Here is a 26218-nt window from a genome sequence, read left to right as displayed (position 1 = left end):
ACCTACGGCAACGTAAGTATGACAGCGAAGAGCGCCACGACACGAGAGCGCCGCCGCCACAACCCCCGTGCGGCGAGGCCCCCACCCCCCGCCTGCCACCGATCCGTCTCACGGTGCAGGGCAACGAGCACGCCGAACCCCCGGACACCTATCCTGGGTGGGTCGGACAGCGCGGTCCGCACTCTGCATACCCGGGGTGACCCGTCAGCACCGCGAGCGCCCCGGCCCCCCTGACAGACGTGCTCAACCACTGCAAGGAGCCGCACACTGTGAGCAGTGCCGACCAGACCCCTGCCGCCAACACCGAACTGCGGGCCGACATCCGCCGCCTCGGCGACCTCCTCGGCGAGACCCTCGTACGACAGGAGGGCCAGGACCTCCTCGACCTCGTCGAGCGCGTCCGCGCCCTGACCCGCACCGACGGCGAGGCAGCAGCCGAGCTCCTCGGCGACACGGACCTGGAGACCGCCGCACAGCTCGTGCGCGCCTTCTCCACCTACTTCCACCTCGCCAACGTCACCGAGCAGGTCCACCGCGCCCACGAGATGCGCGACCGCCGGGCAGCCGAAGGCGGACTCCTCGCCCGCACCGCCGACCGCCTCAAGGACGCCGACCCCGAACACCTGCGCGAGACGGTCAAGAACCTCAACGTCCGGCCCGTCTTCACCGCACACCCCACCGAGGCCGCACGGCGCTCCGTACTCAACAAGCTCCGCCGCATCGCCGAACTCCTCGAAACCCCGGTCATCGAGGCCGACCGCCGACGCCAGGACATCCGGCTGGCCGAGAACATCGACCTCATCTGGCAGACCGACGAACTCCGCGTGGTCCGCCCGGAGCCCGCCGACGAGGCCCGCAACGCCATCTACTACCTCGACGAACTCCACGCCAACGCGGTGGGCGACGTCTTGGAGGACCTGGCCGCGGAGCTGGAGCGCGTCGGCGTCGAACTCCCCGCCGGCACCCGCCCCCTCACCTTCGGCACCTGGATCGGAGGCGACCGCGACGGCAACCCCAACGTCACGCCCACCGTCACCTGGGACGTGCTCATCCTCCAGCACGAGCACGGCATCACCGACGCCCTCGAACTCGTCGACCAGCTGCGCGGACTGCTCTCCAACTCCATCCGCTACACCGGAGCCACCGACGAGCTCCTCACCTCACTCCAGACCGACCTGGAGCGCCTCCCCGAGATCAGCCCCCGCTACAAGCGGCTGAACGCCGAGGAGCCCTACCGCCTCAAGGCCACCTGCATCCGGCAGAAGCTCGTCAACACCCGCGAGCGCCTCGCCTCAGGCACCCCCCACCGCCCCGGCTGCGACTACCTCGGCACCTCCGAGCTCATCGCCGACCTGGTCCTCATCCAGACCTCCCTGCGCGAGCACCGCGGCGGACTCTTCGCCGACGGCCGCATGGACCGCACCATCCGCACGCTCACCGCGTTCGGCCTCCAGCTCGCCACCATGGACGTCCGCGAACACGCCGACGCCCACCACCACGCACTCGGCCAACTCTTCGACCGCCTCGGCGAGGAATCCTGGCGCTACGCCGACATGCCCCGCGACTACCGGCAGAAGCTCCTCGCCAAGGAACTCCGCTCCCGCCGCCCCCTCGCCCCCACCCCGGCCCCGCTGGACGCCGCAGGCGAGAAGACCCTCGGCGTCTTCCACACCATCAGCCAGGCCTTCGAGCGCTTCGGCCCCGAAGTCATCGAGTCCTACATCATCTCGATGTGCCAGGGCGCCGACGACGTCTTCGCCGCCGCCGTCCTCGCCCGCGAAGCCGGCCTCATCGACCTCCACGGCGGCTGGGCCAAGATCGGCATCGTCCCCCTCCTGGAGACCACCGACGAGCTCAAGGCCGCCGACGTCATCCTCGACGAGATGCTCGCCGACCCCTCCTACCGCCGGCTCGTCTCCCTCCGCGGCGACGTCCAGGAGGTCATGCTCGGCTACTCCGACTCCTCCAAGTTCGGCGGCATCACCACCTCCCAGTGGGAGATCCACCGCGCCCAGCGCCGCCTCCGCGACGTCGCCCACCGCTACGGCGTACGCCTGCGCCTCTTCCACGGCCGCGGCGGCACCGTCGGCCGCGGCGGCGGCCCCTCGCACGACGCGATCCTCGCCCAGCCGTGGGGAACGCTGGAGGGCGAGATCAAGGTGACCGAGCAGGGCGAGGTCATCTCCGACAAGTACCTCATCCCCGCCCTCGCCCGCGAAAACCTGGAACTGACCGTCGCGGCCACCCTCCAGGCCTCCGCACTCCACACCGCACCCCGCCAGTCCGACGAAGCCCTCGCCCGCTGGGACGCGGCCATGGACACCGTCTCCGACGCCGCCCACCACGCCTACCGCAAGCTCGTCGAGGACCCCGACCTCCCCGCCTACTTCCTCGCCTCCACCCCGGTGGACCAGCTCGCCGACCTGCACCTCGGCTCCCGGCCCTCCCGCCGCCCCGGCTCAGGTGTCTCACTCGACGGCCTGCGCGCCATCCCCTGGGTCTTCGGCTGGACCCAGTCACGCCAGATCGTCCCCGGCTGGTTCGGCGTCGGCTCCGGCCTCAAGGCACTGCGCGAAGCCGGCCTCGACCCCGTCCTGGAAGAAATGCACGGACAGTGGCACTTCTTCCAGAACTTCCTCTCCAACGTCGAGATGACCCTCGCCAAGACCGACCTGCGCATCGCCCGGCACTACGTCGACACCCTCGTCCCCGACGAGCTCAAGCACGTCTTCGACGTCATCGAGGCCGAGCACGCACTCACCGTGCAGGAAGTCCTCAAGGTCACCGGCGGCAAGGAACTCCTCGGCACCAGCCCGGTGCTCCAGCAGACCTTCGCCATCCGCGACGCCTACCTGGACCCCATCTCCTACCTCCAGGTATCCCTGCTCGCCCGCCAGCGCCAGGCCGCCGAACGCGGCGAAGAAGCCGACCCGCTGCTCGCACGGGCCCTGCTGCTCACCGTCAACGGCGTCGCCGCAGGCCTCCGCAACACCGGCTGATCACCATGTGAGCGGGTGCGGCCCCTGTCAGAGGGCGATGAACGTCGCCACCAGCAGGACCGCACCCGCGACCCCGGTGCCCCATGCAGTACGGGGCAACCGCATCCCGCCGCCGATCAACAACGCGGCCAGCACCAGCGCACCACCCAACGGCACCCAGGCATGCAGAAAGCCCGGCAACCCGGTACGCACGACGTCCCCGGTCCCGGGCTTCACCACCACGGGGAAACGATCCCCCTTCTTCACCGCGACGGACCGCTCCACCGCCACCTCGGACCGCGCCTGCGAATCCGCGTCCGGCGCGAACGACCCCGTACACGCGTCGTCACCACACCCCGTCACCGTCATCGTCCCGTGCTCACGGCCCTTGGCCAGAACGATGTGATGCGCGGTGTCCCACGACGTCCACACGCCCGCCACCAGCAACAACAGCACGACACAACCCGCGGCGAACGTACGGCCATGGGCCACCAGCCGGTGGGAGGAACTCCGCTTCATGGGGGCCGATCCTTGGGCAGAGCCCTGCCGCCGGTCAACCTATGGCCGAAAAACACCCAAGAAGCACCAGGAATGTCAGGAGTTGTACGCGGACTGAGCCCGCTCCAACCCCTCCGCCAACAACGACTCCACCGCATCCGCCGACCGGTCCACCAGATACGCAAGCTCCTTGCGCTCCGCCGACGAAAAATCCTTCAGAACAAAATCCGCCACCTGCATACGCCCAGGCGGCCGCCCGATCCCGAACCGCACCCGGTGATAATCCGGACCCATCGCCTTCGTCATCGACTTCAACCCGTTGTGCCCGTTGTCACCGCCACCCAGCTTCAGCCGCAACATCCCGAAATCGATGTCCAGCTCGTCATGCACCGCCACCACATGATCCGTCGGCACCTTGTAGAAATCCCGCAACGCCGTCACCGGCCCACCCGACAGATTCATGTACGACATCGGCTTCGCCAGCACCACACGACGACTCGCCGGCCCCGGCGGACCGACCCGCCCCTCCAACACCTGCGCCTGCGCCTTCTGCGCCCGCTTGAACTTCCCACCGATCCGCTCCGCCAGCAGATCGGCCACCATGAAACCGACATTGTGCCGGTTCGCCGCATACTCGGGGCCAGGATTACCGAGGCCCACGATCAGCCAGGGGTCGGTGACGTCGGACATCAGAGCTCGGTCTCCTCGCGTACGTACACAGCCGGTCGATACAGGGAAACGGGGCGGCGGAACCCCCGGAAGGGAACCGCCACCCCGTCAGTCAAACAGGTGGAGCGAGGATCAGGCCTCGGCCGGGGCCTCCTCGGCGGGGGCCTCCTCGACCTGCGCGGAGACGACCTGGAGCACCACGGCGTCCTCGTCACCGGCGAGCACGGAGCCCTTCGGCAGCGGGATGTTCTTCGCCAGGATCGAGTCACCGGCGTCCAGACCAGCGATCGAGACCGTGACGGACTCCGGAATGTGCGTGGCCTCGGCCTCGACGAGCAGCGTGTTCTGCACGTACTCCAGGAGGTTGCCACCCGGGGCCAGCTCGCCCTCGACGTGCACCGCGACCTCGACCTCGACCTTCTCGCCGCGCTTCACGGTCAGCAGGTCGACGTGCTCGATGTTGCCCTTGATGGCGTTACGCTGCACGGCCTTCGGGATCACCAGCGCGTCCTTGCCGTCGATCTCAAGACCGATCAGCACGTTGGCGGTACGCAGCGCCAGCAGCAGCTCGTGGCCCGGCAGGTTGATGTGAACCGGCTCAGCACCGTGGCCGTAGACGACCCCGGGAACCAGGTTGGCACGACGGGTACGACGGGCAGCGCCCTTGCCGAACTCCGTACGGACCGTTGCGTCGAGCTTGATCTCAGCCATGCTGCACTCCTCGTAGGTGACACAAAAGGTGACGAAAAACCGATGGTCACCCGGCCCACGACAGGCCTGCTACGAAGAGCGCGTCGATAACGGACCACCGACCCCATGACCAGGCATGAGAACGGCCTCCCTCGCCGAGCAACTTGTTCAGTCTACCCGGCGGGAAGGCCGCACCCAAAGTCGATCACCCGCAGGCGATCAACCGTGTGACTACTCCTGCTCCTCGAAGAGGCTCGTCACCGAACCGTCCTCGAACACCTCACGCACCGCACGCGCGATCGTCGGCGCGATCGAAAGCACCGTGATCTTGTCGATCTCCAGCTCACCCGGCGTCGGCAGCGTGTCCGTGAACACGAACTCACTCACCTTCGAATTCTTCAGACGGTCCGCGGCCGGACCCGACAGCACCCCGTGCGTCGCCGTCACTATGACGTCCTCCGCACCGTGCGCGAACAGGGCGTCCGCAGCGGCACAGATCGTGCCACCCGTGTCGATCATGTCGTCGACCAGCACACACACCCGGCCCTCGACGTTACCCACGACCTCATGGACGCTGACCTGGTTCGGCACGTCCTTGTCACGCCGCTTGTGCACGATCGCCAGCGGAGCGTCCAGCCGGTCGCACCAACGGTCCGCCACCCGCACACGGCCGGCGTCCGGCGAGACGATCGTCAGCTTCGAACGGTCGACCTTCGCACCCACGTAGTCCGCCAGGATCGGCAGCGCGAACAGGTGGTCCACCGGACCGTCGAAGAAGCCCTGGATCTGGTCCGTGTGCAGATCCACCGTGAGGATGCGGTCCGCACCCGCCGTCTTCATCAGATCCGCGATCAGACGCGCCGAGATCGGCTCACGCCCACGGTGCTTCTTGTCCTGACGGGCATACCCGTAGAACGGCACGATCACCGTGATCGACCGAGCAGACGCGCGCTTCAGCGCGTCCAGCATGATCAACTGCTCCATGATCCACTTGTTGATCGGAGCCGTGTGGCTCTGGATCAGGAAGCAGTCCGCGCCACGGGCGGACTCCTGGAAACGCACGTAGATCTCACCGTTGGCGAAATCGAAGGCCTTCGTCGGCACGAGGCCGACACCCAGCTGATGCGCGACCTCCTCGGCCAGCTCGGGGTGGGCGCGGCCGGAGAAGAACATCAGTTTCTTCTCGCCGGTCGTCTTGATCCCGGTCACAGCACAGTCTCCTCAGACGTGTATCTGGCCCCGCGCAGCATGTGTCCCGATGTGCGACGAGCCAGCCGAAATGGGTGAGCATCTATCACGGTACGCCGCCTTTGGCGCACCCGTTTCCGGTCAGCTTTCGCCGTCGGACTCCTGCGAGGCGGCCTGAGCGGCCTGAGCCGCCGCGCTCCCGGGCCGCTTCCGGGCGACCCAACCCTCGATATTCCGCTGCTGGCCCCGGGCGACGGCCAGCGAACCCGCCGGCACATCCTTGGTGATGACCGAACCCGCAGCCGTGTAAACGCCGTCCCCGACCGTGACAGGCGCCACAAACATATTGTCCGACCCGGTCCGGCAGTGCGACCCGATCGTGGTGTGGTGCTTCGCCACCCCGTCGTAGTTCACGAACACGCTCGCCGCACCGATGTTGGTGTGATCGCCGATCGTCGCGTCCCCGACATAACTCAGATGCGGCACCTTCGTGCCCTCACCGATCGTCGCGTTCTTCATCTCGACGTACGTACCCGCCTTGGCCTTCGCACCCAGCCGCGTACCCGGCCGCAGATACGCGAACGGCCCCACCGACGCCCCAGGACCCACCTCAGCACCGTCCGAGACCGTGTTGTCCACCCGCGCGCCCGCATGGACCACGGTGTCCTTCAGACGGGAGTTCGGACCCACCTCGGCGTCCTCGGCGAGATGCGTCGACCCCAGCAGCTGCGTCCCCGGGTGCACGACCGCGTCACGCTCGTACGTCACCGTCGCATCGATCAGCGTCGACGCCGGGTCCACGACCGTCACACCCGCCAGCATCGCGCGCTCCAGCAGCCGCTCGTTCAGCAGACGCCGCGCCTCGGCCAGCTGCAGCCGGTTGTTGATGCCCAGGATCTCCCGGTGGTCGCCCGCCACCGACGCCCCCACACGGTGCCCGGCCTCACGCAGGATCGACAGCACGTCGGTGAGGTACTCCTCGCCCTGACTGTTGTCCGTACGCACCTTGCCGAGCGCCTCGCTCAGCAGCCGGCCGTCGAACGCGAAGACCCCGGAGTTGATCTCCCGGATCGCACGCTGCGCATCGGTGGCGTCCTTGTGCTCGACGATTTCGGTGACCGCCCTGGTGGCCGTGTCGCGGACGATCCGGCCGTAGCCCGTGGAGTCCGGGACCTCGGCGGTCAGCACGGTGACCGCGTTGGCGTCCGCCGTGTGGGTGGCGGCGAGCGCGGAGAGGGTCTCGCCGGAGAGCAGCGGGGTGTCCCCGCAGACGACGATCACGGTGCCGTCGACGGTGCCGCCGAGCTCCTCCAGGCCCATCCGGACCGCGTGGCCGGTGCCGTTCTGCTCGGCCTGGTAGGCGGTGCGTACGGGGGTGTCCCCGGCGGCGAGGTGCGCGGTGACCTGCTCGGCGGCGTGGCCGACGACAACGACGAGGTGCTGCGGGTCGAGCTCACGGGAGGCGGCGACGACATGTCCGACGAGCGAGCGCCCGGAGATCTCGTGCAGGACCTTGGGAGTCTTCGACTTCATGCGGGTGCCCTCACCCGCTGCGAGGACGACGACGGCGGCCGGGCGGTTGGCGCTCACGGATGTGCCCTTCGGCTTCGGGTGGTGGACATCCGCAGGATACCGGGGGCGTATATACCCGAAACGAGCGCGGGCCCCGACCGTGAGGTCGGGGCCCGATGCGAAGCTCCCCTACCAGGGCTCGAACCTGGAATATGTTATCCAAAGTAACACGTGTTGCCGATTACACCATAGGGGATGGCGGGTGTCGCTGTCAAACCGGACAAGGTCATCCGGCCGACAGTGTGGCTCCCACTATGCCGCACCACCAGCCCTCGATGCGACGGTACAGTTCGGCACTTTTCAGGACGCGTACTACGAGGCAGCCTCGATAGCTCTCCCCGACGTTCTTCCGGTTCGTCTTCGGTGAGTGCGTTTTCAGCGTGGTCTTGCCGAATGCCGAGTCCGGGGCGCCCGTCAGGTCCGCCCAGTAGCGCTCCGATGCTGCGACGTCGGCGGTCTCGTGGATGTGTACGTGGAACCGGAGATGTTCCGGCGGTACGCCAAGGAGGCGCAGCCAGGCGAGGTAGAGCGAGATCATGTCCGGATCGCTGTTGATGAACGTGACCCTCTCCTGCGGCCGGTGAGGCTTGGATTTGGAGCCTTCTGCCCAGTAGAGCGCGACCCCGATGGCGAACAGCTCCCGATCGGTCAGCGTCGCGAACTCGGCGGCCGCCATCCGCTTCGTCTCCTGACGCTCCTCCTCGCGCCGCTGAAGAGTCGCTTCCCAGCCGCGCCGCGCGATGGCGGATGCCTCCTCGCGAGTCCGCTTGCGTTCCGGCTTCGGCAGATCTCGTACCCACAGCGAGATCGAGCTCTTCGAACACCCCAGCTCCACCTGGATCTGGTCGTAGGTCATGCCCTGGAGCCGTAGCTCCCGGGCCTTCGCGCGCATGTCGTCCTTGGCGTTGGGGCGCTTCGTCCACTCCGGGGCGGGCTCGCCTTCCAGGAGGCGGTTGAGGATGTCGTTGTTGTCGACGTACAGCCGGTCGCGGATCTGGCGGCGGCTGAGCCCCTCCCGCCGGAGCGCGATCGCCTTCTCGCGCAGGCCTTCGAAGTCCGCGTACTTGCCACTGGCATGTGTCATACGGAAAGCGTGGTCCGGAATGCGGACGTCCGGGTCGAAAGGATGCTCGGTTCACCAGATCGTGCGATCTACCCGCCTTTGCGGTGTGACCGGTCACTTTCCGTGCTGCCGGAGTCTCCGGAAAATGAGATGCGTCCGCCCGTACGCTGGATGCCATGACCGCAACGGGGGCAGACCAGGAAGCGGCGGGGCCGACCCCCCGCGGCTACTGGTGGTGGGAGCGGCGGCGCGGTGTCGCCCTGGACGTGGGGCTGGCGCTGGTTTCGGCGCTGGAGTGTGCGCTGGAGGGCGTGGAGTTCGCCGGGGACACCGGGTTGCCGGTGCCGTTGGGGGTGCTCTTCGGGCTGCTGGCCGGTTCGGTGCTGGTGCTGCGGCGGCGGTGGCCGATCGCGGTGGTGCTGGTGTCGATAGCGACGACGCCGGCCGAGATGGGCTTCCTGATGGCGATCGTCGGGCTCTACACGCTGGCGGCGTCGGAGGTGCCGCGCAGGATCACGGTGGTGCTGACGGGGATGACGCTGGTCGGCACGTTCATCGTGTCGTACGTCCGGCTGCGGCAGAGCGTGGACGAGCACGCGGATTTCGGGCCGGGTGTCTGGTACGTGCCGGTGGTGTCCCTGTTCATGTCGCTGGGCCTGACGGCGCCCTCGGTGCTCTTCGGTCTTTACATCGGGGCCAGGCGCAGGCTGATGGAGAGCCTGCGGGAGCGTGCGGATTCGCTGGAGCGGGAGCTGTCGCTGCTGGCGGACCGGGCGGAGGAGCGGGCCGAGTGGGCGCGTACGGAGGAGCGGACCCGGATCGCGCGGGAGATGCATGACGTGGTGGCGCACCGGGTGAGTCTGATGGTGGTGCATGCGGCGGCGTTGCAGGCGGTGGCGCCGAAGGATCCGGCGAAGGCGGTGCGTAACGCGGTGCTGGTGGGGGACATGGGCCGGCAGGCGTTGACGGAGCTGCGGGAGATGCTCGGGGTGTTGCGGAGTGGGGACGCGCTGGTGGCTCCGCGGGCGGGTCAGGTGCCGTTGGCTTCGGTGGGCCGGGTGGCGGCCGCTGTTGCTGCGGAGGCGCTGGAGGAGGGGCCTCGGCTGCATGAGGTGGAGGCGTTGGTGGCGCAGTCGCGTGAGGCGGGGATGACGGTGGAGCTCTCGGTGGAGGGGGAGTTGCGTCCGTATGCGCCGGAGGTGGAGCAGACGGCGTATCGGGTGGTGCAGGAGGCGTTGACGAACGTGCACAAGCATGCGGCGGGTGCGCGGACGTGGGTGCGGTTGGCGCATCGGGGGGCGGAGGTGGCGATGCAGGTGGAGAACGGTCCGACGGATGGTGTGACGGCGGATGCGGGGCTGCCGAGTGGTGGCAACGGTCTGGTGGGGATGCGGGAGCGGGTGCTGGGGCTGGGGGGTGTGTTCGTGTCGGGGCCGACGGATGCGGGGGGTTTCCGGGTGTCGGCGGTGCTGCCGGATGCCGGGGAGGCGTGAGGGGGGTCAGCCGCTGGTGAGGCGGGCGGGCTGGGTGCCGGTCATGAGGGTTTCGAGGGCGCGGTCGATGTCGGAGCCGAGGTACCAGTCGCCGGTGTGGTCGATGGAGTAGACGCGTCCTTCGTTGTCGATGGCGAGGACGGCTTGTCCGTCGCCTTCTTCGCCGAGGGGGGCGACTTCGGTTTCGAGTGCGCGTCCGAGGTCGCCGAGGGTGCGTGCGAGGTGGAGTCCGCTGAGCGGGTCGATGTGCACGGTGGGGGTGGCGATCTGCCGGCCGGGTGCGGACGTGGTGATGCGGAGTCCGCCGAATTCGGCCCAGGCTTCGACGGCTGCGGGGAAGACGGCGTGCTGGTGTCCGGCGGGGGAGGCGTGGGAGCGGAGGGCGTCGGCCCATTCCTCGGCCTGGCGGATGTCCCAGCGGCCGGGTTGCCATCCGGCGTCGCGGAGGGCGGCGTCGACGGCGACGGGGAAGCGGGTGGTGGAGGTGCGGGTCTGCTGGGCGGGTACGTCGGTGCGGTCGTGCATGGTGGTGTGCTCAGCCCTTCTCGGCGGTGGTCGCCGCCCCGGTGGTGAGGTCGACGGGGCGTACGCCGAAGTGGGCGAGCATCGCCGTGCAGGAGCGGCAGGGGGGTGCGTAGCTGCCGTGGAGGGGGTCGCCGTCCTCGCGGATGCGGCGGGCGGTGAGGCGGGCGTGTTTGAGTGCGCGGCGGGCTTCGCCGTTGGTGAGGGGTTTGCGCTGGGCGCGTTTGGAGCGGCTGTCGTCGGCTGCGGTGAGCTGGCGTGACAGGAGTATGGCTTCGGGGCAGCGGCCGGTGAAGCGTTCGCGCTGGTTGCTGGTGAGGGTGTCGAGGAAGTCCTGTACGAGGGGGTGGAGGACGGGTGGTTGGTCGCCTTTGCCTGCGGTGCAGGTGAGGGTTTCTCCGCGTACGGACAGTGCTGCGGCCACCGCGGGCAGGATGCCGTCGCGGCGGTGGTGGAGCTGGGGTGGGTGGTTGGGTTCGGTGGTGCTCCAGCTGAGTCGTGGGTCTCCGGATGTGACTGTTTGTGCTGTGTGCATGGTGCTGGTGTCCCTCCCTGCAATCCCCCGAGTTGCGGGGGACAGCCTGCCAAATATGCAGGGTGGTGGGGAAGCGGGGTGGGTGAAACGTGTCTGCGTGTCGCGGGTGGGTGGGGTGGTTGTCGTGCGTCCGTCACGTGGTGGTGACGGTGGGTGAGGGGGTGGCCGGGGGCGGGGGGTGTTGTTGCGTCACCGCATAGGCTGTGCGGAACACCAGACGCAGCAGGGGGCAACCGCCATGACGACAGGTCGGCTCGGGCAGCAAGCCGCGCCACCGAATGCGGCCTATGCCGGGCAGGTCGTGCATTTCCCGGATCCGGTCCGGGCGTCCCGCCACCCGAGGGGTGTGCGTGTGGACGGGGACGGCTATCCGGTGCTTTCGCCGTATGCGCGTGCGGCCGCGGAGATCGCGGATCCGCCTCCGGGGTTCGGTGTCGATGAGCTGCGGTTGACGGATTACGTGTCGGCGAACGCGGCGTTGGCGGCGAGTGGTCATGAGCTGTGGGACACGATTCCCGCGGTGGCGACTCCGCACGGCTGGACGTGGCATCACGTGGCGGGTGGCCGGCGGATGGAGCTGGTGCCGGTCGAGGTGAAGGCGTTGTTGCGTCATCACGGTGGTCTGGCGACGGCGGCGGTGGATCAGGACCGTCGGGGTACGCGGCCGTTGCAGGAGACGCGGCCTGCTCATTTCCGGTTGCCGAAGGGTTCGGTGGCGGTGGGTGAGCAGCAGGTCCTGGGGGTCGAGGAGGATCTGGGGTATCGGCTTCCGGGTGCGTACCGGTCGTTCCTGAAGGCGGCGGGTGGTTCGGCGCCGGTGGGTGCGGCGTTGGACGCGGAGTTGGGTCTGCTGGTGGATCAGCCGTTCTTCACGGTGCGTGAGGAAGCGGCTGTGAATGATCTGGTCTATGTGAACAAGTGTCTGCGTGATCACTTCACGAAGGATTTTCTGGGCGTGGGTTTTGTCCAGGGTGGGATTCTTGCGGTGAAGGTGCGGGGTGCCGACGTGGGTTCGGTGTGGTTCTGCGCGTACGACGATGCGCGGGATCAGGACGGCTGGGGTGTGCAGGAGCGGGTGGACCGGCTTCTGCTGCCGTGCGGTGAGGACTTCGATGCGTTCCTTCAGCGGCTGGCGGGGAATCCGCCGGAGCTGGAGACGGTGGCGAACCTGATGGTGGACGGTGGCTTCGCGCGGGCCGTCCCGGTGGAGGGGTGAGCGCGGTGGTGACGTTCGCGCAGGCGCAGGAGCGGGCGGATGAGTGGGTCAACGGTGATGTGCCCGCGTATCAGCACCGTGAGGTCCGGGTCCGTGAGTTCGAGCTGGGTTTCGTGGTGTGGGCCGAGGACCGTGCGGAGGGTCCTGTTTCGGACGGGGGCCGTCAGCGGCTGGTGATCGCCCGGGACAGTGGTGAGGCGACGTTGTGGCCGGGGTTGCCGGTGGGTGAGGTGATCCGGCGGTATGAGGAGGATTACGGGGTGTCCGCGGAGGTGGATGCTGCTCCGGAGCCGCCGCAGCGTATTGATCTGAATCAGACGTCGTTCTTGTTGACGCCGCCGGAGTGGCTTCAGGAGGCGGCGGACAAATTGGGGATTCCGGACCGACGTGCGGAGTCGGATGCGCCGCCTGCGCCCTCTCCCTCCCTCTCTCCCTCTCCTCCTTCTGTTCCGGCGCCGGCGCGTGCTGATTCGGGGTCGGCGTGGCCGGCTGCCGGTGGGCAGGCGGATCACGAGCCGACGGCGAATGACGGGGTGCCGGCCGGGGGGACGCCGTGGGCGGGTACGGACACGAACGCGGGTGCCGATGAGGGTGCGGTGCCGTTGCCGGCGACGGTGTTCGCGCCGCCGCTCTCGGGGTCGGACGATGACGAGGCTCCGCCGCGGGTCGTTCCGGCGGAGGCTCCCACGGCTCTGATGTCGGGGGGCAGTCAGCTGCCGCCGACGGCGGTCGTTCCGGGGCTGGATCCGCAGGCGCCGCCTCCGGGGCCTCGTGTTCCTGCTGCCTCGGCTCCTTCTGCGCCTTCTACTCCTGCGCCTGTTGCTCCTTCTTCTGCGGGTCCGGGTGCCGGGGCGCAGGACATCGCGGACGCGGCAACGAGCAAGGCGGTCGTGCCGCCGCGGGGTGCGCGGGGGTCGGGGTCGACGACTCCGCCGCCGCCCGGGGCGCCTGGTACGCCGGGGGTGCGGCCGGGTGCGACTCCGCCGCCTTCGGGGCCTGGTGCGCCGGGTGCGCCGGCGGGTGGTTATGTGCCGACGCAGCTCGTTTCGCAGCTGGGTCCTCCGGGTGCGCCGGATTCGGGTGCGACGCCGCCTCCGGGGGCGCAGCCGCCGGCGCCTCCTGGTCCGCCCGGGCCTCCTCCGGGGGCGACGCCGCCTCCGGGTGGTGGGGTGCACCATGCCGCGACGATGTTCGCGGACGCGAGTATCGGTGGGCCGAACGCGCCGCGTCCTCCGGGTCCGCCCGGTCCGCCGGCGCCTCCCGGTCCTCCGGGTGCTCCTGGGGCTCAGGGCGCTCAGGGTGTGACGCCGCCGCCTCCTGGTCCTCCGGGTCCGCCCGGGCCTCCTCCGGGGGCGACGCCGCCTCCGGGTGGTGGGGTGCACCATGCCGCGACGATGTTCGCCGACGCGAGTATCGGTGGGCCGAGTGCGCCGCGTCCTCCGGGTCCGCCCGGTCCTCCCGGGGCTCCGGCTCAGGGCCCGCACACTCCGCCGCCTCCTCCTCCCGGGGCGTACGGCTATCCGCAGCAGCCGGCGGGGCAGCCGACGGTCGGTCCGGGCTATCAGGCCGTGCTGCGTTTCCGTGCGGCGGACGGCAGTGAGCAGCAGTTGATCCGGCGTTCGGCGCCGGGTACGCCGCATCCGGAGTGGCAGATGCTGCATGAGCTGCGGGCGATGAACGTGCCGCCGCAGCAGGTCATCGAGCTGCACACGGAGTTGGAGTCGTGTGAGCTGCCGGGTGGTTACTGTGCGCGGATGATCCGGGAGACGTGGCCGCAGGTCCGGATCACGAGTGTCGCGCCGTACGGTACGGATCATGCGAGCCGGCAGCAGGGGATGCAGCATCTGCTGACGCATCAGGGTGAGTTGCACCAGGTGGCGGACGGTCCGGCGCGGCCGGCTCCGGTGCGGGCGCCGTTGCCGCAGATGCCGCCTGCCATGGCGGTGCCTCCGGAGGCGTTGGCGGAGGAGATGCTGGGGGCGTTCGGTCCTCAGGGTGTGCTGCGTTTCGATCAGCGGGCGGTGTCCCGTCAGGGTGTACCCGAGGTGGTGGCGCGGACGCTGGTGTGGGCGGGGCTGCCCGTTGATTTCGGGCCGTTCTTCTGGGCGCAGCCGGGTCATCCGGTGGTGCCGACGCTGGCGGAGCTGGCGGCGCAGCGTCAGGTGCAGCCTGCGTCGGACGCGGGTTCGTACCTGGTGATGGGTTCGGACTTCGGCCGGGCGATCTGTGTGCAGTACGGGACGGCGAACATCGTGGCTGTTCCGGTGGAGGCGGGTCCGGGTGGTCAGCCGGTTCCGCCGCAGTTCGTGAACACGGGGCTGCCGGAGTTCGTGCGGTCGATGGCGTTGTTGGGCCGGATGTGGCGTCTGCGGTTCGGGTTGAACCCGGAGCAGGCTGGGCGTTGGACGGTTGATTTCCAGGCGCAGCTGGTGGCGGTCGATCCGGCGGCGCTGGCGTCGCCGGAGGGCTGGTGGTCGGTTCTGCTGGAGCAGATGTGGGATGGGCTGCTGTGAGCCGGTCCGATCGGATCTGACCTTTTGTGTACGAGAGGCGCTCGTCCCGTGATGGGGTGGGCGCCTTTTGTGTGGAGTTCTGTGATGCGGGTCGCTTCGGTCCTGAATACGGCTGATCGATTCCGACTTCCGGGCTAATTACCGCATCCTTGACGTATTGCTTCATGGTCGTCGGGTCGGAGAGCGGGAAAGAGGGCTTCAGGGATGAGTGGTGGACCGGTGTCCGCGCACGGTTTCGTCGGTGTACGGGGGCGTGGTTACCGTCCTGAGCAGGTGGACCGCATGGTGGCCTCGCTGTCCGCGGAGCGGGACGGGGCGGAGGAGCGGCTCTCCCGGCTGACGGTGCAGGCCGAGGAGCTGGCGGCGGAGGCGGCGCGGCTGGGCGAGGTGGTGGCCTCGCTCGCGCCGCAGACGTTTGTGTCGCTGGGGGAGCGGGCGCAGCGGATCCTGGCTCTGGCGGAGGCCGAGGCGGAGGCGGCGCGGGGGGCGGCGCTGGAGGAGGCGCAGGCGCTGCGGGACGCGGCGGACGCGGCGGGCCGGGAGGTCCGTGAGGCGGCGCGTGAGCAGGCGGACGCGGTGCGGGCCGCGGCGGACGCCCGTGCGGAGGAGGCGCTGGCCGCGGCGCGGGGCGGTGCCGGGGCGCTGGTGGAGGAGGCGCGCCAGGAGGCCGGTGAGGTGCGGGGTGCCGCCGAGGCGGAGATGGCCGGGACCCGTCGTCGTACGGCGGGCGTGTTGTCGCACCAGGAGCAGGAGCACACCGAGCGGGGCAAGGCGGCGGACGGTGAGATCGCCCGTGCGGAGGCCGCGACGGCGGAGCGTGAGGCGGAGCTGACGGCGCACGGGGAGGCGCTGCTCGCGCGGGCGCGGCGGGAGCTCGCGGATGTGGAGGAGGCGGCCCGGCACGGTCAGGAGGACGCGGAGGCGCGGGCGGCCGAGCTGCTGTCGGGGGCCCGGATGGCCGAGGAGCGTGTGGTGCGCGAGACCGAGCGGATCCTGCGGGAGCACGAGGAGGTCCGCGAGGAGGTGCAGGCGCACATGACGCACGTACGCAATTCGCTGGCGGCGCTGACGGGGCGCGCGGTGGCAGGTCCCGCGGGGGACTGAGGGGGGGCCGGGGGGCTTCAGTCAGGGGTTCGCGGCCGGAGGGCGTTCTTGTGACGTCCGTCCGGCCGTTTTCGGCGTGGCCCGAGATGTGTACTGGACACATAACGTGTATGACACATTGGACGTGTACGATGCACATCGTTATCGGGTAGAACGCAACAACGATCCCTAGGAGTCCCATCCTCATGGATGCCCCCCAGCCGACAGCCAGATCAGGCGGTGTGATCGCCACGCTCGCCTTTGCCGGCACCGTGGCGGCGATCATGCAGACCCTGGTCACCCCGCTCATCGCGGAGCTGCCGAAGCTCCTCGACACCACGTCCTCGAACGCCGCCTGGGTGATCACGGCCACCCTGCTGGTCTCGGCGGTGTGTGTGCCGGTCTCCGGACGGCTGGGCGACCTGCTGGGCAAGCGCCGGATGCTGCTCGCCTGCGCGGTCCCGCTGATCGTCGGGTCCGTGGTGTGCGCGCTCGCGTCCTCCGTCGTCCCCATGATCGTCGGACGCGGTCTGCAGGGGATGGGCATGGGCATGGTGCCGCTCGGCATCGCCCTGCTGCGTGACGTGGTGCCGAAGGAGAAGATGAGCTCCTCCATCGCCCTGGTCAGCGCCTCCCTCGGCATCGGCGGCGCCCTCGGCCTGCCGATCGCCTCGGCGGTCGCCCAGTACGCGAACTGGCGGGTGCTCTTCTGGGGCTCCGCCGTGCTGGCCCTCGTCATCTTCGCCCTGATCTGGTTCCTGATCCCGGACGTCCCGGCCGCCGCCAAGGGGCAGCGTTTCGACGTGCCCGGCGCCCTCGGCCTGGCCGTCGGTCTGGTCTGCCTGCTCCTCGCCGTGTCCAAGGGCGCCGAGTGGGGCTGGACCTCCACCACCACGCTCGGCCTGTTCGCCGTCGCCGTCGTGGTGCTCCTCGTCTGGGGCTACTGGGAGCTGCGGACCAAGGACCCGCTGGTCGACCTGCGCACCACGGCCCGCCCCCGCGTCCTCATCACCAACATCGCGTCGCTCTTCGTCGGCTTCGGCATGTACGCCGGCATGCTGATCGCGCCGCAGCTCCTGCAGTTCCCCGAGGCCACCGGCTACGGCCTGGGCCAGTCGATGCTCGCCGCGGGCCTGTGGATGGCGCCCGGCGGTCTCATGATGATGATCGTCTCCCCGTTCGGCGGAAAGCTCATCGACGCCCGGGGCCCCAAGTTCACGCTGATCTCCGGTGTGCTGGTCATCGCCGCGGCCTACGGGATCGGGATCCTCCTGATGGGATCGGCCTGGGGGCTGATGCTGTTCCTCATGATCAGCAGCAGCGGTGTCGGCCTCGCCTACGGTGCGATCCCCGCCCTGATCATGAGCTCGGTCCCGCTGTCCGAGACGGCCGCGGCCAACGGGTTCAACACCCTCATGCGTTCGCTCGGCACCTCGATCGGCGCCGCGGTGATCGGCGCGCTCCTGGCCCAGATGACCACGGAGACGGCCGGCTACAGCTTCACCTCCGAGGCCGGGTTCCGTACCGGTCTGATGTTCGGCTGCGGTGTCGCCGTCGTCGCCGTGGCGATCGCCGCGTTCATCCCGGCCGTACGCCGGGACGCCGCCTCCGGTGAGACGGCCGACGCGTCCGCCTCCCCCGAGGTGGCCGCGCTCAAGGGCTGACCTGCCACGCGCGCCCCGTACGCCGACGGCCCGGCTCCGACCCCCGCGGGGGCCGGAGCCGGGCCCGTTTCATCCCCGTCCCGCGGGCGGGGCGCCCGCGAGGATCCAGGGTTCGACGGCCTCGTACTGCCGGCGCTGTCCGGCGGTGTCCTGGTCCCGTCCGTACACGGTGCCCAGCCACCCGGCCAGGAAGCCGAAGGGGATGGAGACCAGGCCGGTCGTGGTGAGCGGGAACCAGTTGAAGTCCCGCCCGGGAAAGACCGAACCGGGGGATCCGGAGACGAGGTTGGTGCCGGTGATCAGGACGAACACGCAGGCGGTGCCGCCGAGGAGGGTGCAGAGCAGCCCGGTGCGGGTGAAGCGGCGCCAGAACATGCTGTAGACGAGTGCCGGGGCGATGGCGGACGCCCCGACGCAGAAGGACAGGGTCACCAGCGCCTGGACGTTCCAGTGCCGTGCGAGGACGGCCAGGGTGACGGCGACCGCTCCGACGCCGATCGCCGCGCCCTGGGCGGTGGCCATCTCGGTGCGGGGCTCCATCGGGCGGCCGGCCGGCCTGCCGTGGGCGAACAGGTCGTGGGCGAGCGAGTTGGCGCAGGCCAGGATCATTCCGGCGACCGAGGCCAGCAGGGTCAGGAAGATCGCCGTGGTCATGGTGGTGACGACGAGCGCCCCGAGCTCGCCGCCGCCCGCGACGGCGCCGGTGACCTGGAGGACGGCGCTGTTGCCCTGGGCGCCGGCGGCGGTGATGCGGTCGCTCCCGACGAGTGCGGCGGCCCCGAAGCCGATGACGGCGAGGAGGAGGCAGAGGCCGACGACGACGCAGACCGCCCAGGACAGGGAGCGCCGGACCGCCTGGGCATCGCGGACGCCGGTCATCCGCATGGTGATGTGGGGCAGGCAGGCGGCGCCGAGCACGACGGTGAGCTCGGAGCTGATCATGTCGAGGTCGCTGCCGCCGAACTGGAGGCCGGAGTGCAGGTAGGCGGTGCCGGCGCCGCTGCCGGTCTCGGCGGCGCGGAGGAGGGCGCCGGCGTCCCAGTCGAAGCGGTCGAGGACGAGTACGGAGACGAGGAGTCCCGCGCCGAGGAGTACGACGGTCTTGAGGATCTGGATCAGGGCGGTGCCCTTCATCCCGCCGATGGCCGCGTAGCCGATCATGACGATGCCGAGGGCGATGATGGATCCGGTGCGGAATCCGGAGCTGTCGAAGCCGAGGATGAAGGAGAGCAGATTGCCGCTGCCGGCGAGCTGCACGACCATCAGCGGCAGCAGCGCGGCGAGGGTGACGGCGCACGAGGCGATGCGGGCGGCCCGGCCGGGGGCCCGCCGGGTGAGCATGTCGCCCATGGTGAACCGGCCCGCGTTGCGCAGGGGTTCGGCGAGCAGGAACATCAGCAGGACCAGGGAGAGCACCGTGCTGAGGGCGAGTACGAGGCCGTCGTGGCCGGTGAGCGCGATGACTCCGGTGGTGCCGAGGACGGTGGCGGCGGAGAGGTAGTCACCGGCTATGGCGAGGCCGCCCCGCAGGGGTGAGAGCGCGCGGTAGCCGGTGTAGAACGCGTCGAGGTCGTCGCGGTCGGGTCCGGTCATGACGCAGAGCAGCAGGGTGAGGCTGGCGACGGCGATGAACGCGGTGAGCGACATCGTCTGGGCGGAAGCGTCGAACCCGTTCACCGGCCCGCGCCTCTCCGGCGGTCCGGTGCCGGTGCCTGGCGGGTGCCGCGGCCGGCCCGGTCGCGGAGTCCGGCGCTCAGCGGGTCGACGGTGCGGCGGGCGGTCCATTCGTAGAGGGCGAGGGAGACGAGGATGACGGGGAACTGGCACAGGCCCAGGAGGAGGCCGGTGGTGAGCCCGCCGTCGCCGACAGGACGGGTCATCAGGGCGGGGGCGTAGCCGGACAGCAGGAGGAACAGGGTGAAGTAGCCGAGTGCGGTGAGGGTCGAGACGCGGCGCAGCAGCCGGTAGGCGGTGCGCAGCCGTCGCAGGTCGCTGTGGTGCCCGGGTGCCGGGGCGGGGCCCGGGGTGCGTTGCGGGCGGCGGGGTGGTGGCGGCGGGCAGCTCTGCCAGGGCATGAGGTAGTCGCCGGGGTACGGGGGTGGGGCGGGGCGGTGGGTGTGCGGGGGCTGCCGGGGCGGGGGTGGCTGCGAGTCGTGCGGCATGGCGGTGCTCCTTGCATGGCTCGGGCCCGGGGACGGGCTGCAAGGCAGGTGCGCGGGTGCGCGGGTGGGAGCGCGTACGTTACTCGCGGGTATCGCGGAGGGGGAGGGTTACGGACGAACTACCCCAGGTAACCCGTCAGTTGTCTAGGCCTTCGGTGCCCGGGGAGCGCTCTCGTGCTCGGCCAGGACAGGGAAGCGGCGCGGGGCCACGAGGACGAGCACCAGCAGGGCGAGGGCGGCGGCGACCGCGGCGCCGGTGAACACGTGGTCCACGGCGGTGTCGACGGCCCGCCGCAGATGGTCCGTCGCCGCCGCGGAGAGCGCCGCCGGGTCGTCGAGTGCGTGCGAGACGGCGTCCAGGTCGCCGGGCAGCCCCGGGACGGGGGAGGCGGCCAGCCGTGAGGCGAGCACGCCGTTGGCGACGGCGCCGAAGAGCGCGGCGCCCACGCTCTGGCCGACCTGGCGGCAGAAGAGCACGGACGCGGTCGTCGTGCCGCGCTCGGTCCAGCCGACCGTCGACTGGACCCCGACGATCAGCGGGAGCTGGAAGAGGCCGAGCGTCGCGCCGAGCAGCAGCATGAGCAGCGCGGGCTGCCAGGCGGCGCCGGGGTAGGGCAGCAGCGGGAAGCAGAGCAGGACCAGCAGCGCCCCGGACATCCCGGTGATCGCGGTGCGGCGGAAGCCGATGCGGTTGTAGACCCGGTCGGAGAGGGCGGCGGCGACCGGCCAGCTGAGGGTCATCACGGACAGGACGAACCCGGCGGCGATCGGGCCGAGTCCGAGGACGGACTGGGCGTAGGTCGGCAGGAAGACGGTCGGGGCGACCATGAGCAGCCCCATCGCGCCGAGGGCGAGATTGACCGAGGCGATGGTGCGGCGCCGCCAGACCCAGCCCGGGATGACGGGTTCGGCGGCGCGGCGCTCGATGAGGACGGTCAGGGCGGCCAGCGCGGCGGTCGCCCCCAGCAGTCCGAGCGAGGGGGCGGAGAGCCAGGGCCAGGCGACGCCGCCCTGGACGAGCGCGGTCAGCAGGAGCGCGCCCGTGGCGAAGACGGCGAGCGCGCCCGCCCAGTCGATGCGGGGGCGGGTGGCGGGGCGCGGCCGGGAGGGTTCGTGGAGGTGACGGACCACCAGCCAGAGGGCGACGGCGCCGACCGGCAGGTTGATCAGGAAGATCCAGCGCCAGTCCGCGTACGCGGCGAGCAGTCCGCCGACCGCGGGCCCCGCCACGGCCGAAGTGGCCCAGACGGTCGACAGTTTCGCCTGGATCTTCGGCCGTTCCCTGAGCGGGTACAGGTCGGCGGCGATGGTCTGCACCGTGCCCTGGAGGGCGCCGCCGCCGAGCCCCTGGACGACGCGGAACGCGATGAGGGCGGCCATGTTCCAGGCGGCGGCGCAGAGCAGGGAGCCGGCCAGGAAGAGGATGATGCCGGCGATCAGGACGGGCTTGCGGCCGAAGGTGTCGGAGAGCTTCCCGTACACCGGCAGGGTGACGGTCACGGCGAGCAGGTAGCCGGAGAAGAGCCAGGAGAAGACGGAGAATCCGCCGAGGTCGCCGACGATCTGGGGGACGGCGGTCGCGACGATGGTGCCGTCGATGGCGGCGAGCCCCATGCCGAGCATGAGGGCCGCGGCGACGGGGCGGCGTCCCCGGTCGGTGTCCGGGGCCGTGTCCGGGGCGGTCCCGCCGCGTACCGCTTCCGGGCTGTCCGTACCGCCGGTGCCGTCCGTGCCGCCTGTGCCGCCCGTGCCGCCCACAGGGTTCCCTTCCCTATGCATCTATGTGCCGGGTGACACTGTCTCACCGCCGGTGGCCGTCCGGGAGCCGCAGGCCGAGGGGTGAGACCCCTACTCGGCTCCCGCCCCGAGGGCCCCGACCCCTAGGGGGAGCACCGTAGTTGGGCCTGGGGGCCGTTCCTCCCGCCGGAGGACGAGACGGGGGCACCCCGTTCCTTAGCGTGTTCCTACACCGCGGAACGAACCGCGGATGCGGCCGGCCGCAGGGGGCGGGGTGGGGAAAACCCCCCTCGAAGACTGCGCCGGGCACCAGCGCGCCGGAACCCCTCTGCACCCGAGACTCGGAACGTACACAGAGACGTCCGCGCATCGACCGACATAGGAGATAAACCGTGACAACGGCTGTAACCATTCCCAGGCACGGGGACACTGGAGGGCGTACGGCCGTCGCTGCGCGGGCGCGGCAGGTCGTCAAGGCGTACGGCGCCGGGGAGACCCGGGTCGTGGCGCTCGACCACGTCGATGTGGACATCGTCCGCGGGCAGTTCACGGCGATCATGGGCCCGTCCGGGTCCGGCAAGTCGACGCTGATGCACTGCCTGGCGGGCCTGGACACGGTGACCTCCGGTCAGATCCACCTCGCCGACACCGAGATCACCGGTCTCAAGGACAAGAAGCTGACGCAGCTGCGCCGGGACCGGGTCGGCTTCATCTTCCAGGCGTTCAACCTGCTCCCCACGCTCAACGCCATCGAGAACATCACGCTGCCGATGGATATCGCGGGCCGTAAGCCCGACGCGGCCTGGCTGCGGCAGGTCGTGGAGACCGTGGGTCTCGCCGAGCGGCTCAAGCACCGGCCCACCCAGCTCTCCGGCGGTCAGCAGCAGCGCGTCGCGGTGGCCAGGGCGCTCGCGGCCCGCCCCGAGATCATCTTCGGGGACGAGCCCACCGGGAACCTGGACTCGCGGGCCGGCGCCGAGGTGCTGTCCTTCCTGCGCAGGTCGGTCGACGAGCTCGGCCAGACCATCGTCATGGTCACCCACGACCCGGTGGCCGCCTCCTACGCGGACCGGGTCCTCTACCTCGCCGACGGCTCCATCGTCGACGAGATGAAGAACCCGACCGCCGAGCAGGTCCTGGACCGGATGAAGGACTTCGACGCACGCGGGCGGACGTCATGACCGTGTGGAAGACCTCGATGCGCAACTTCCTCGCGCACAAGGGGCGGATGGCGCTCTCCGCCGTCGCCGTCCTGCTGTCGGTGGCGTTCGTCTGCGGCACGCTCGTCTTCACCGACACGATGAACACCACCTTCGACAAGCTCTTCGCGGCGACGTCCGCCGACGTCACGGTCAGCCCGAAGGCCGCCGAGGTCACCGACGTCCCGGAGAACGGCAAGCCCGAGGCGCTTCCCGCGTCCCTCGTCGCCGAGGTCTCCGGCGTGGACGGGGTGAAGGAGGCGGAGGGCGCGGTCAGCAGCATGGCCGTCACCCTCGTCGACAGTCACAACAAGAACCTCGGGTCGGACACCGGTGCCCCGACCATCGCGGGCAACTGGACCGACAACGACCTGCGGTCCATGGAGATCACCTCCGGTCATGCCCCGCGCGGGCCCACCGAGGCCATGATCGACGCCGACACCGCCGAGAAGCACCACCTGGCCCTCGGCGACGAGGTGCGCACCATCGCCGTGACCGGGGACATCAAGGCGAAGATCAGCGGTATCGCCTCGTTCACCGTGACCAACCCCGGTGCGGCCGTCGTCTACCTCGACACCGCCACCGCGCAGCAGAAGTTGCTGGGCGCGCCCGACGTCTTCACGCACATCTCGGTCACCGCCGAACCCGGTGTCGGGGACACCGAGCTGAAGAAGAGCGTCGCCGCCGCGCTGGGTGACACGGCCGCGTACAAGCTGCAGACACAGAAGGAGGCCGCGGACGCCAACAAGGACTCCATGGGCTCCTTCCTGGACGTCATGAAGTACGCGATGCTCGGCTTCGCGGGGATCGCCTTCCTCGTCGGCATCTTCCTGATCGTCAACACCTTCTCGATGCTGGTCGCCCAGCGCACCCGCGAGATCGGCCTCATGCGGGCCATCGGCTCCAGCCGTAAGCAGGTCAACCGGTCGGTGCTCGTCGAAGCGGTGCTCCTGGGCATCGTCGGGTCGGTCCTGGGCGTCGCGGCCGGCATCGGGCTCGCCGTCGGGCTGATGAAGCTCATGGGCGCCGTCGGCATGGAGCTGTCCACCAGGGACCTCACCATCGCCTGGACGACTCCCGCGATCGGCCTTGCGCTCGGCATCGTCGTCACCGTCCTCGCCGCGTACATCCCGGCCCGCCGGGCCGGCAAGGTCTCCCCGATGGCCGCCCTGCGGGACGCGGGTACCCCGGCGGACGCGAAGTCCGGCTGGATCCGTGCCGGGATCGGCCTGGTCCTCACCGGGGCCGGAGCCGCGGGCCTGTGGGCGACGACCCGGGTCGACGAGGCGGGCGAGGGTTCGCTCTACCTCGGCCTCGGCGTGGTCCTCACCCTCATCGGCTTCATCGTGATCGGCCCGCTGCTCGCCGGTGCGGTCGTACGGGTCCTCGGCCTCGTCGTCCTGCGGCTGTTCGGCCCGGTCGGACGGCTCGCGGAGCGCAACGCGCTGCGCAACCCCCGGCGTACGGGAGCGACCGGCGCGGCCCTGATGATCGGCCTGGCCCTGGTGGCGTGCCTGTCCGTCGTCGGCTCGTCCATGGTCGCCTCGGCCACCGACGAGCTCGACAAGTCGGTCGGCACCGACTTCATCGTCCAGTCCGACACCGGCCAGCTGATCGTGCCGCAGGCCGCCGACGCCATCGGGAAGGTCCCCGGCATCGAGCACGTCACGAACTACAGGGTGCTCGCCGCGAAGCTCACCAACCCGGACGGCTCGACGGCGGACGAGCAGGTCACCGCCGCCGACCCGACGTACCCGCAGGACCTGCGGCGCGAGACCGTCGCCGGTGAACTGTCCGCGGCGTACGGCGAGAACGCCATGTCGGTCGGCTCCGACTACGCCGCCCTGCACAGGATCGAGGTCGGCGACGAGCTCACCGTCGCCTTCAAGGCCGGAGACACCGCGAAGCTGAAGGTCGCCGCGATCACCTCGGACGACACGAGCGTCGACCAGGGTGCGATGTACATCAACGTCGCCACGGCCGAGCGTCACGTCGCCGCCGACCGGATGCCCGGGAACATGATCATGTTCGCGACGGCGGAGGACGGCAAGGAGAAGGAAGCCTACGCCGCCCTCAAGAGCTCGCTCGCCGCGTACCCGCAGTACAAGGTGCAGAACCAGGCCGACTTCAAGGAGGACCTGAAGGACCAGATCGGCCAGCTGCTGAACATCGTGTACGGCCTGCTCGCCCTGGCGATCATCGTCGCGGTGCTCGGTGTGGTGAACACCCTGGCCCTGTCGGTGGTCGAGCGGACCCGTGAGATCGGCCTGATGCGGGCGATCGGCCTCTCCCGCCGGCAGCTGCGCCGCATGATCCGGCTGGAGTCCGTGGTCATCGCCCTGTTCGGCGCGCTGCTCGGACTCGGCCTGGGCATGGGCTGGGGCACCTCGGCCCAGAAGCTGCTGGCCCTGGAGGGGCTCGGGGTCCTGGAGATCCCGTGGCCGACGATCCTCACCGTGTTCGTCGCCTCGGCCTTCGTCGGCCTGTTCGCCGCCCTGGTCCCGGCCTTCCGGGCCGGCCGGATGAACGTCCTGAACGCGATCGCCACGGACGGGTGACGGCGGCGGACGTAGGATGACGGATCCGGCCCCGGGGTGTTCCTCCAAACACCCCGGGGCCGGTTCGGTTCCCGCTGCCTTCGTCAGGCGTGCATGACCGGCACGTCGTACTGGGGGATCCACTTGTCGCGGGTGACGATCGTCAGCCCTTCGGTCTGGGCCTGGGCGACGAGGATGCGGTCGAAGGGGTCACGGTGGAGCGGGGGGAGGCGGCCGGCCCTGACCCCGTGTCCTGCGGTGATCGCGAGGCTCGTCAGCTGGCAGTCGCGGACCCGCTCGGCCAGATCATCGGGTCCCGCGAGCTTCCCGGCGGACTGCTTGATGGCGATTTCCCAGGGAGTGGCGGCGCTGAGGAACACGGCGGGCTCCGTGTCGATCAGGTCCTTCACCTCCTCGGAAAGCTCGGGGGAGTCTTCGAGCCACCAGAGGGCGATATGGGTATCGAGCAGAAGACGCATCAGCGCATCCCGAAGGCTTCGGCGATATCGTCCGGGAGCTCATCGAAGTCGTCGGGGATGTGAATCTGTCCCCGGAGCGAGCCGCGACCGGTCCGTCGCACCTTCGGGTGCAGGGGCACGACCTTGGCGACTGGCTCCCCCGCCCGGCTGATCACGACTTCCTCGCCCGTCTCGACCTGCTGCAGGATGCGCGAGAAGTGCGTCTTGGCCTCGTGCACGTTGTACTGCCGGGCTGCTTCCATGACCGCCTCGCTCGGGCCAGAAGTGGACTAGCTGCTGGACTAAGTTTAGCCTCGCTGCCGCCGTACGGACAACGGCGTTCCCTCGCGCGAGTGACACACCGGCGTCGTACGCTGGAGCCCCCGGCCCGTGCCACGTGTCGGGTCCTTCGCGTTGCTCCACTCGCCCCACCGGACGGAA

Annotated in this window: 21 protein-coding genes; 8 read left to right on the top strand and 13 right to left on the bottom strand. The window is 70.1% G+C overall.

Features of this window, described 5'->3' with window-relative positions; all coding sequences use genetic code 11:
- Positions 1–269: 269 nt before the first annotated feature.
- Entirely contained in the window at positions 270–2999 is a 2730-nt protein-coding gene (gene ppc, locus ACIRD8_RS27395) for a phosphoenolpyruvate carboxylase (RefSeq protein ID WP_403996890.1), read from the top strand.
- A 27-nt stretch (positions 3000–3026) separates the two neighbouring features.
- Here the strand turns inward: ppc and ACIRD8_RS27390 are convergent, their stop codons facing one another.
- From ACIRD8_RS27390 to ACIRD8_RS27365, 6 genes are all read right to left on the bottom strand, one after another.
- Entirely contained in the window at positions 3027–3497 is a 471-nt protein-coding gene (locus tag ACIRD8_RS27390; protein WP_403996887.1) for a hypothetical protein, read from the bottom strand.
- 75 nt (positions 3498–3572) lie between these two features.
- Positions 3573–4166: an aminoacyl-tRNA hydrolase gene (pth, locus tag ACIRD8_RS27385; RefSeq protein ID WP_403996884.1), complete on the bottom strand. Its 594-nt coding sequence runs from the start codon at positions 4164–4166 to the stop codon at positions 3573–3575.
- 111 nt (positions 4167–4277) lie between these two features.
- Positions 4278–4856, bottom strand: a complete 579-nt coding sequence (locus ACIRD8_RS27380; RefSeq protein WP_403996881.1) for a 50S ribosomal protein L25/general stress protein Ctc — start codon at positions 4854–4856, stop codon at positions 4278–4280.
- Positions 4857–5066: 210 nt separating this feature from the next.
- Positions 5067–6044, bottom strand: a complete 978-nt coding sequence (locus ACIRD8_RS27375) for a ribose-phosphate diphosphokinase (RefSeq protein WP_099177314.1) — start codon at positions 6042–6044, stop codon at positions 5067–5069.
- Positions 6045–6164: 120 nt separating this feature from the next.
- Entirely contained in the window at positions 6165–7613 is a 1449-nt protein-coding gene (gene glmU, locus ACIRD8_RS27370; RefSeq protein WP_403996879.1) for a bifunctional UDP-N-acetylglucosamine diphosphorylase/glucosamine-1-phosphate N-acetyltransferase GlmU, read from the bottom strand.
- A gap of 208 nt (positions 7614–7821) precedes the next feature.
- Entirely contained in the window at positions 7822–8679 is an 858-nt protein-coding gene (locus ACIRD8_RS27365) for a hypothetical protein (protein WP_403996876.1), read from the bottom strand.
- Between the two features lie 155 nt (positions 8680–8834).
- Here ACIRD8_RS27365 and ACIRD8_RS27360 point away from each other — a divergent pair, with 155 nt between their 5' ends.
- On the top strand, positions 8835–10151 hold the full coding sequence (locus ACIRD8_RS27360; RefSeq protein ID WP_403996873.1) for a sensor histidine kinase: 1317 nt from the start codon (positions 8835–8837) through the stop codon (positions 10149–10151).
- Between the two features lie 6 nt (positions 10152–10157).
- Here the strand turns inward: ACIRD8_RS27360 and ACIRD8_RS27355 are convergent, their stop codons facing one another.
- Together ACIRD8_RS27355 and ACIRD8_RS27350 are read right to left on the bottom strand one after the other, a co-directional pair.
- Positions 10158–10676 carry an SUKH-3 domain-containing protein gene (locus ACIRD8_RS27355; RefSeq protein ID WP_403996870.1) on the bottom strand — a complete coding sequence of 173 codons (519 nt, stop codon included), beginning with the start codon at positions 10674–10676 and terminating at the stop codon, positions 10158–10160.
- A 10-nt stretch (positions 10677–10686) separates the two neighbouring features.
- On the bottom strand, positions 10687–11208 hold the full coding sequence (locus ACIRD8_RS27350) for a YwqJ-related putative deaminase (RefSeq protein WP_403996867.1): 522 nt from the start codon (positions 11206–11208) through the stop codon (positions 10687–10689).
- A gap of 238 nt (positions 11209–11446) precedes the next feature.
- Between ACIRD8_RS27350 and ACIRD8_RS27345 the strand changes: the two genes are divergently transcribed.
- The 4 genes from ACIRD8_RS27345 to ACIRD8_RS27330 all read left to right on the top strand — a co-directional run bounded on the left by ACIRD8_RS27345 (position 11447) and on the right by ACIRD8_RS27330 (position 17684).
- Entirely contained in the window at positions 11447–12424 is a 978-nt protein-coding gene (locus ACIRD8_RS27345; protein WP_403996864.1) for an SMI1/KNR4 family protein, read from the top strand.
- Positions 12421–14937 (top strand): SUKH-4 family immunity protein, encoded by a 2517-nt coding sequence (locus tag ACIRD8_RS27340; RefSeq protein WP_403996861.1) that lies wholly within the window; start codon positions 12421–12423, stop codon positions 14935–14937. The genes ACIRD8_RS27345 and ACIRD8_RS27340 overlap by 4 nt, the downstream gene beginning before the upstream one ends.
- A 204-nt stretch (positions 14938–15141) precedes the next feature.
- Complete coding sequence (locus tag ACIRD8_RS27335; protein WP_403996858.1) at positions 15142–16041, top strand: cellulose-binding protein; 900 nt, start codon at positions 15142–15144, stop codon at positions 16039–16041.
- A gap of 185 nt (positions 16042–16226) precedes the next feature.
- A complete protein-coding gene (locus tag ACIRD8_RS27330) occupies positions 16227–17684 on the top strand; it encodes an MFS transporter (protein WP_403996855.1) in 1458 nt (485 codons plus the stop codon).
- 69 nt (positions 17685–17753) lie between these two features.
- Here ACIRD8_RS27330 and ACIRD8_RS27325 read toward each other — a convergent pair whose 3' ends face one another.
- The 3 genes from ACIRD8_RS27325 to ACIRD8_RS27315 all read right to left on the bottom strand — a co-directional run bounded on the left by ACIRD8_RS27325 (position 17754) and on the right by ACIRD8_RS27315 (position 21625).
- The gene (locus tag ACIRD8_RS27325) at positions 17754–19361 is read right to left on the bottom strand and encodes a cation acetate symporter (protein WP_403996852.1); all 1608 of its coding nucleotides are present in this window, start codon (positions 19359–19361) and stop codon (positions 17754–17756) included.
- Positions 19358–19846 carry a DUF485 domain-containing protein gene (locus tag ACIRD8_RS27320; RefSeq protein ID WP_403996849.1) on the bottom strand — a complete coding sequence of 163 codons (489 nt, stop codon included), beginning with the start codon at positions 19844–19846 and terminating at the stop codon, positions 19358–19360. Before ACIRD8_RS27320 ends, ACIRD8_RS27325 begins: the two co-directional genes overlap by 4 nt.
- 144 nt (positions 19847–19990) lie before the next feature.
- Positions 19991–21625 carry an MFS transporter gene (locus ACIRD8_RS27315; RefSeq protein ID WP_403996846.1) on the bottom strand — a complete coding sequence of 545 codons (1635 nt, stop codon included), beginning with the start codon at positions 21623–21625 and terminating at the stop codon, positions 19991–19993.
- A 350-nt stretch (positions 21626–21975) separates the two neighbouring features.
- On the opposite strand from ACIRD8_RS27315, the gene ACIRD8_RS27310 reads away from it, so the two are divergent.
- Together ACIRD8_RS27310 and ACIRD8_RS27305 are read left to right on the top strand one after the other, a co-directional pair.
- On the top strand, positions 21976–22764 hold the full coding sequence (locus ACIRD8_RS27310; RefSeq protein ID WP_403996843.1) for an ABC transporter ATP-binding protein: 789 nt from the start codon (positions 21976–21978) through the stop codon (positions 22762–22764).
- Positions 22761–25340, top strand: a complete 2580-nt coding sequence (locus tag ACIRD8_RS27305; RefSeq protein WP_403996839.1) for an ABC transporter permease — start codon at positions 22761–22763, stop codon at positions 25338–25340. Before ACIRD8_RS27310 ends, ACIRD8_RS27305 begins: the two co-directional genes overlap by 4 nt.
- Before the next feature lie 83 nt (positions 25341–25423).
- On the opposite strand, the gene ACIRD8_RS27300 is transcribed toward ACIRD8_RS27305, so the two are convergent.
- Both ACIRD8_RS27300 and ACIRD8_RS27295 read right to left on the bottom strand, forming a co-directional pair.
- Entirely contained in the window at positions 25424–25798 is a 375-nt protein-coding gene (locus ACIRD8_RS27300; protein WP_403996837.1) for a type II toxin-antitoxin system VapC family toxin, read from the bottom strand.
- The gene (locus ACIRD8_RS27295; protein WP_401521862.1) at positions 25798–26040 is read right to left on the bottom strand and encodes a type II toxin-antitoxin system Phd/YefM family antitoxin; all 243 of its coding nucleotides are present in this window, start codon (positions 26038–26040) and stop codon (positions 25798–25800) included. Before ACIRD8_RS27295 ends, ACIRD8_RS27300 begins: the two co-directional genes overlap by 1 nt.
- Between the last annotated feature and the right edge of the window lie 178 nt (positions 26041–26218).

The sequence above is a fragment of the Streptomyces sp. NPDC102451 genome (assembly GCF_044765485.1).
Taxonomy (GTDB): Bacteria; Actinomycetota; Actinomycetes; order Streptomycetales; family Streptomycetaceae; genus Streptomyces.
Note: the sequence above shows the minus strand (reverse complement) of the source record. Positions and strands in the feature narration are given on the sequence as shown.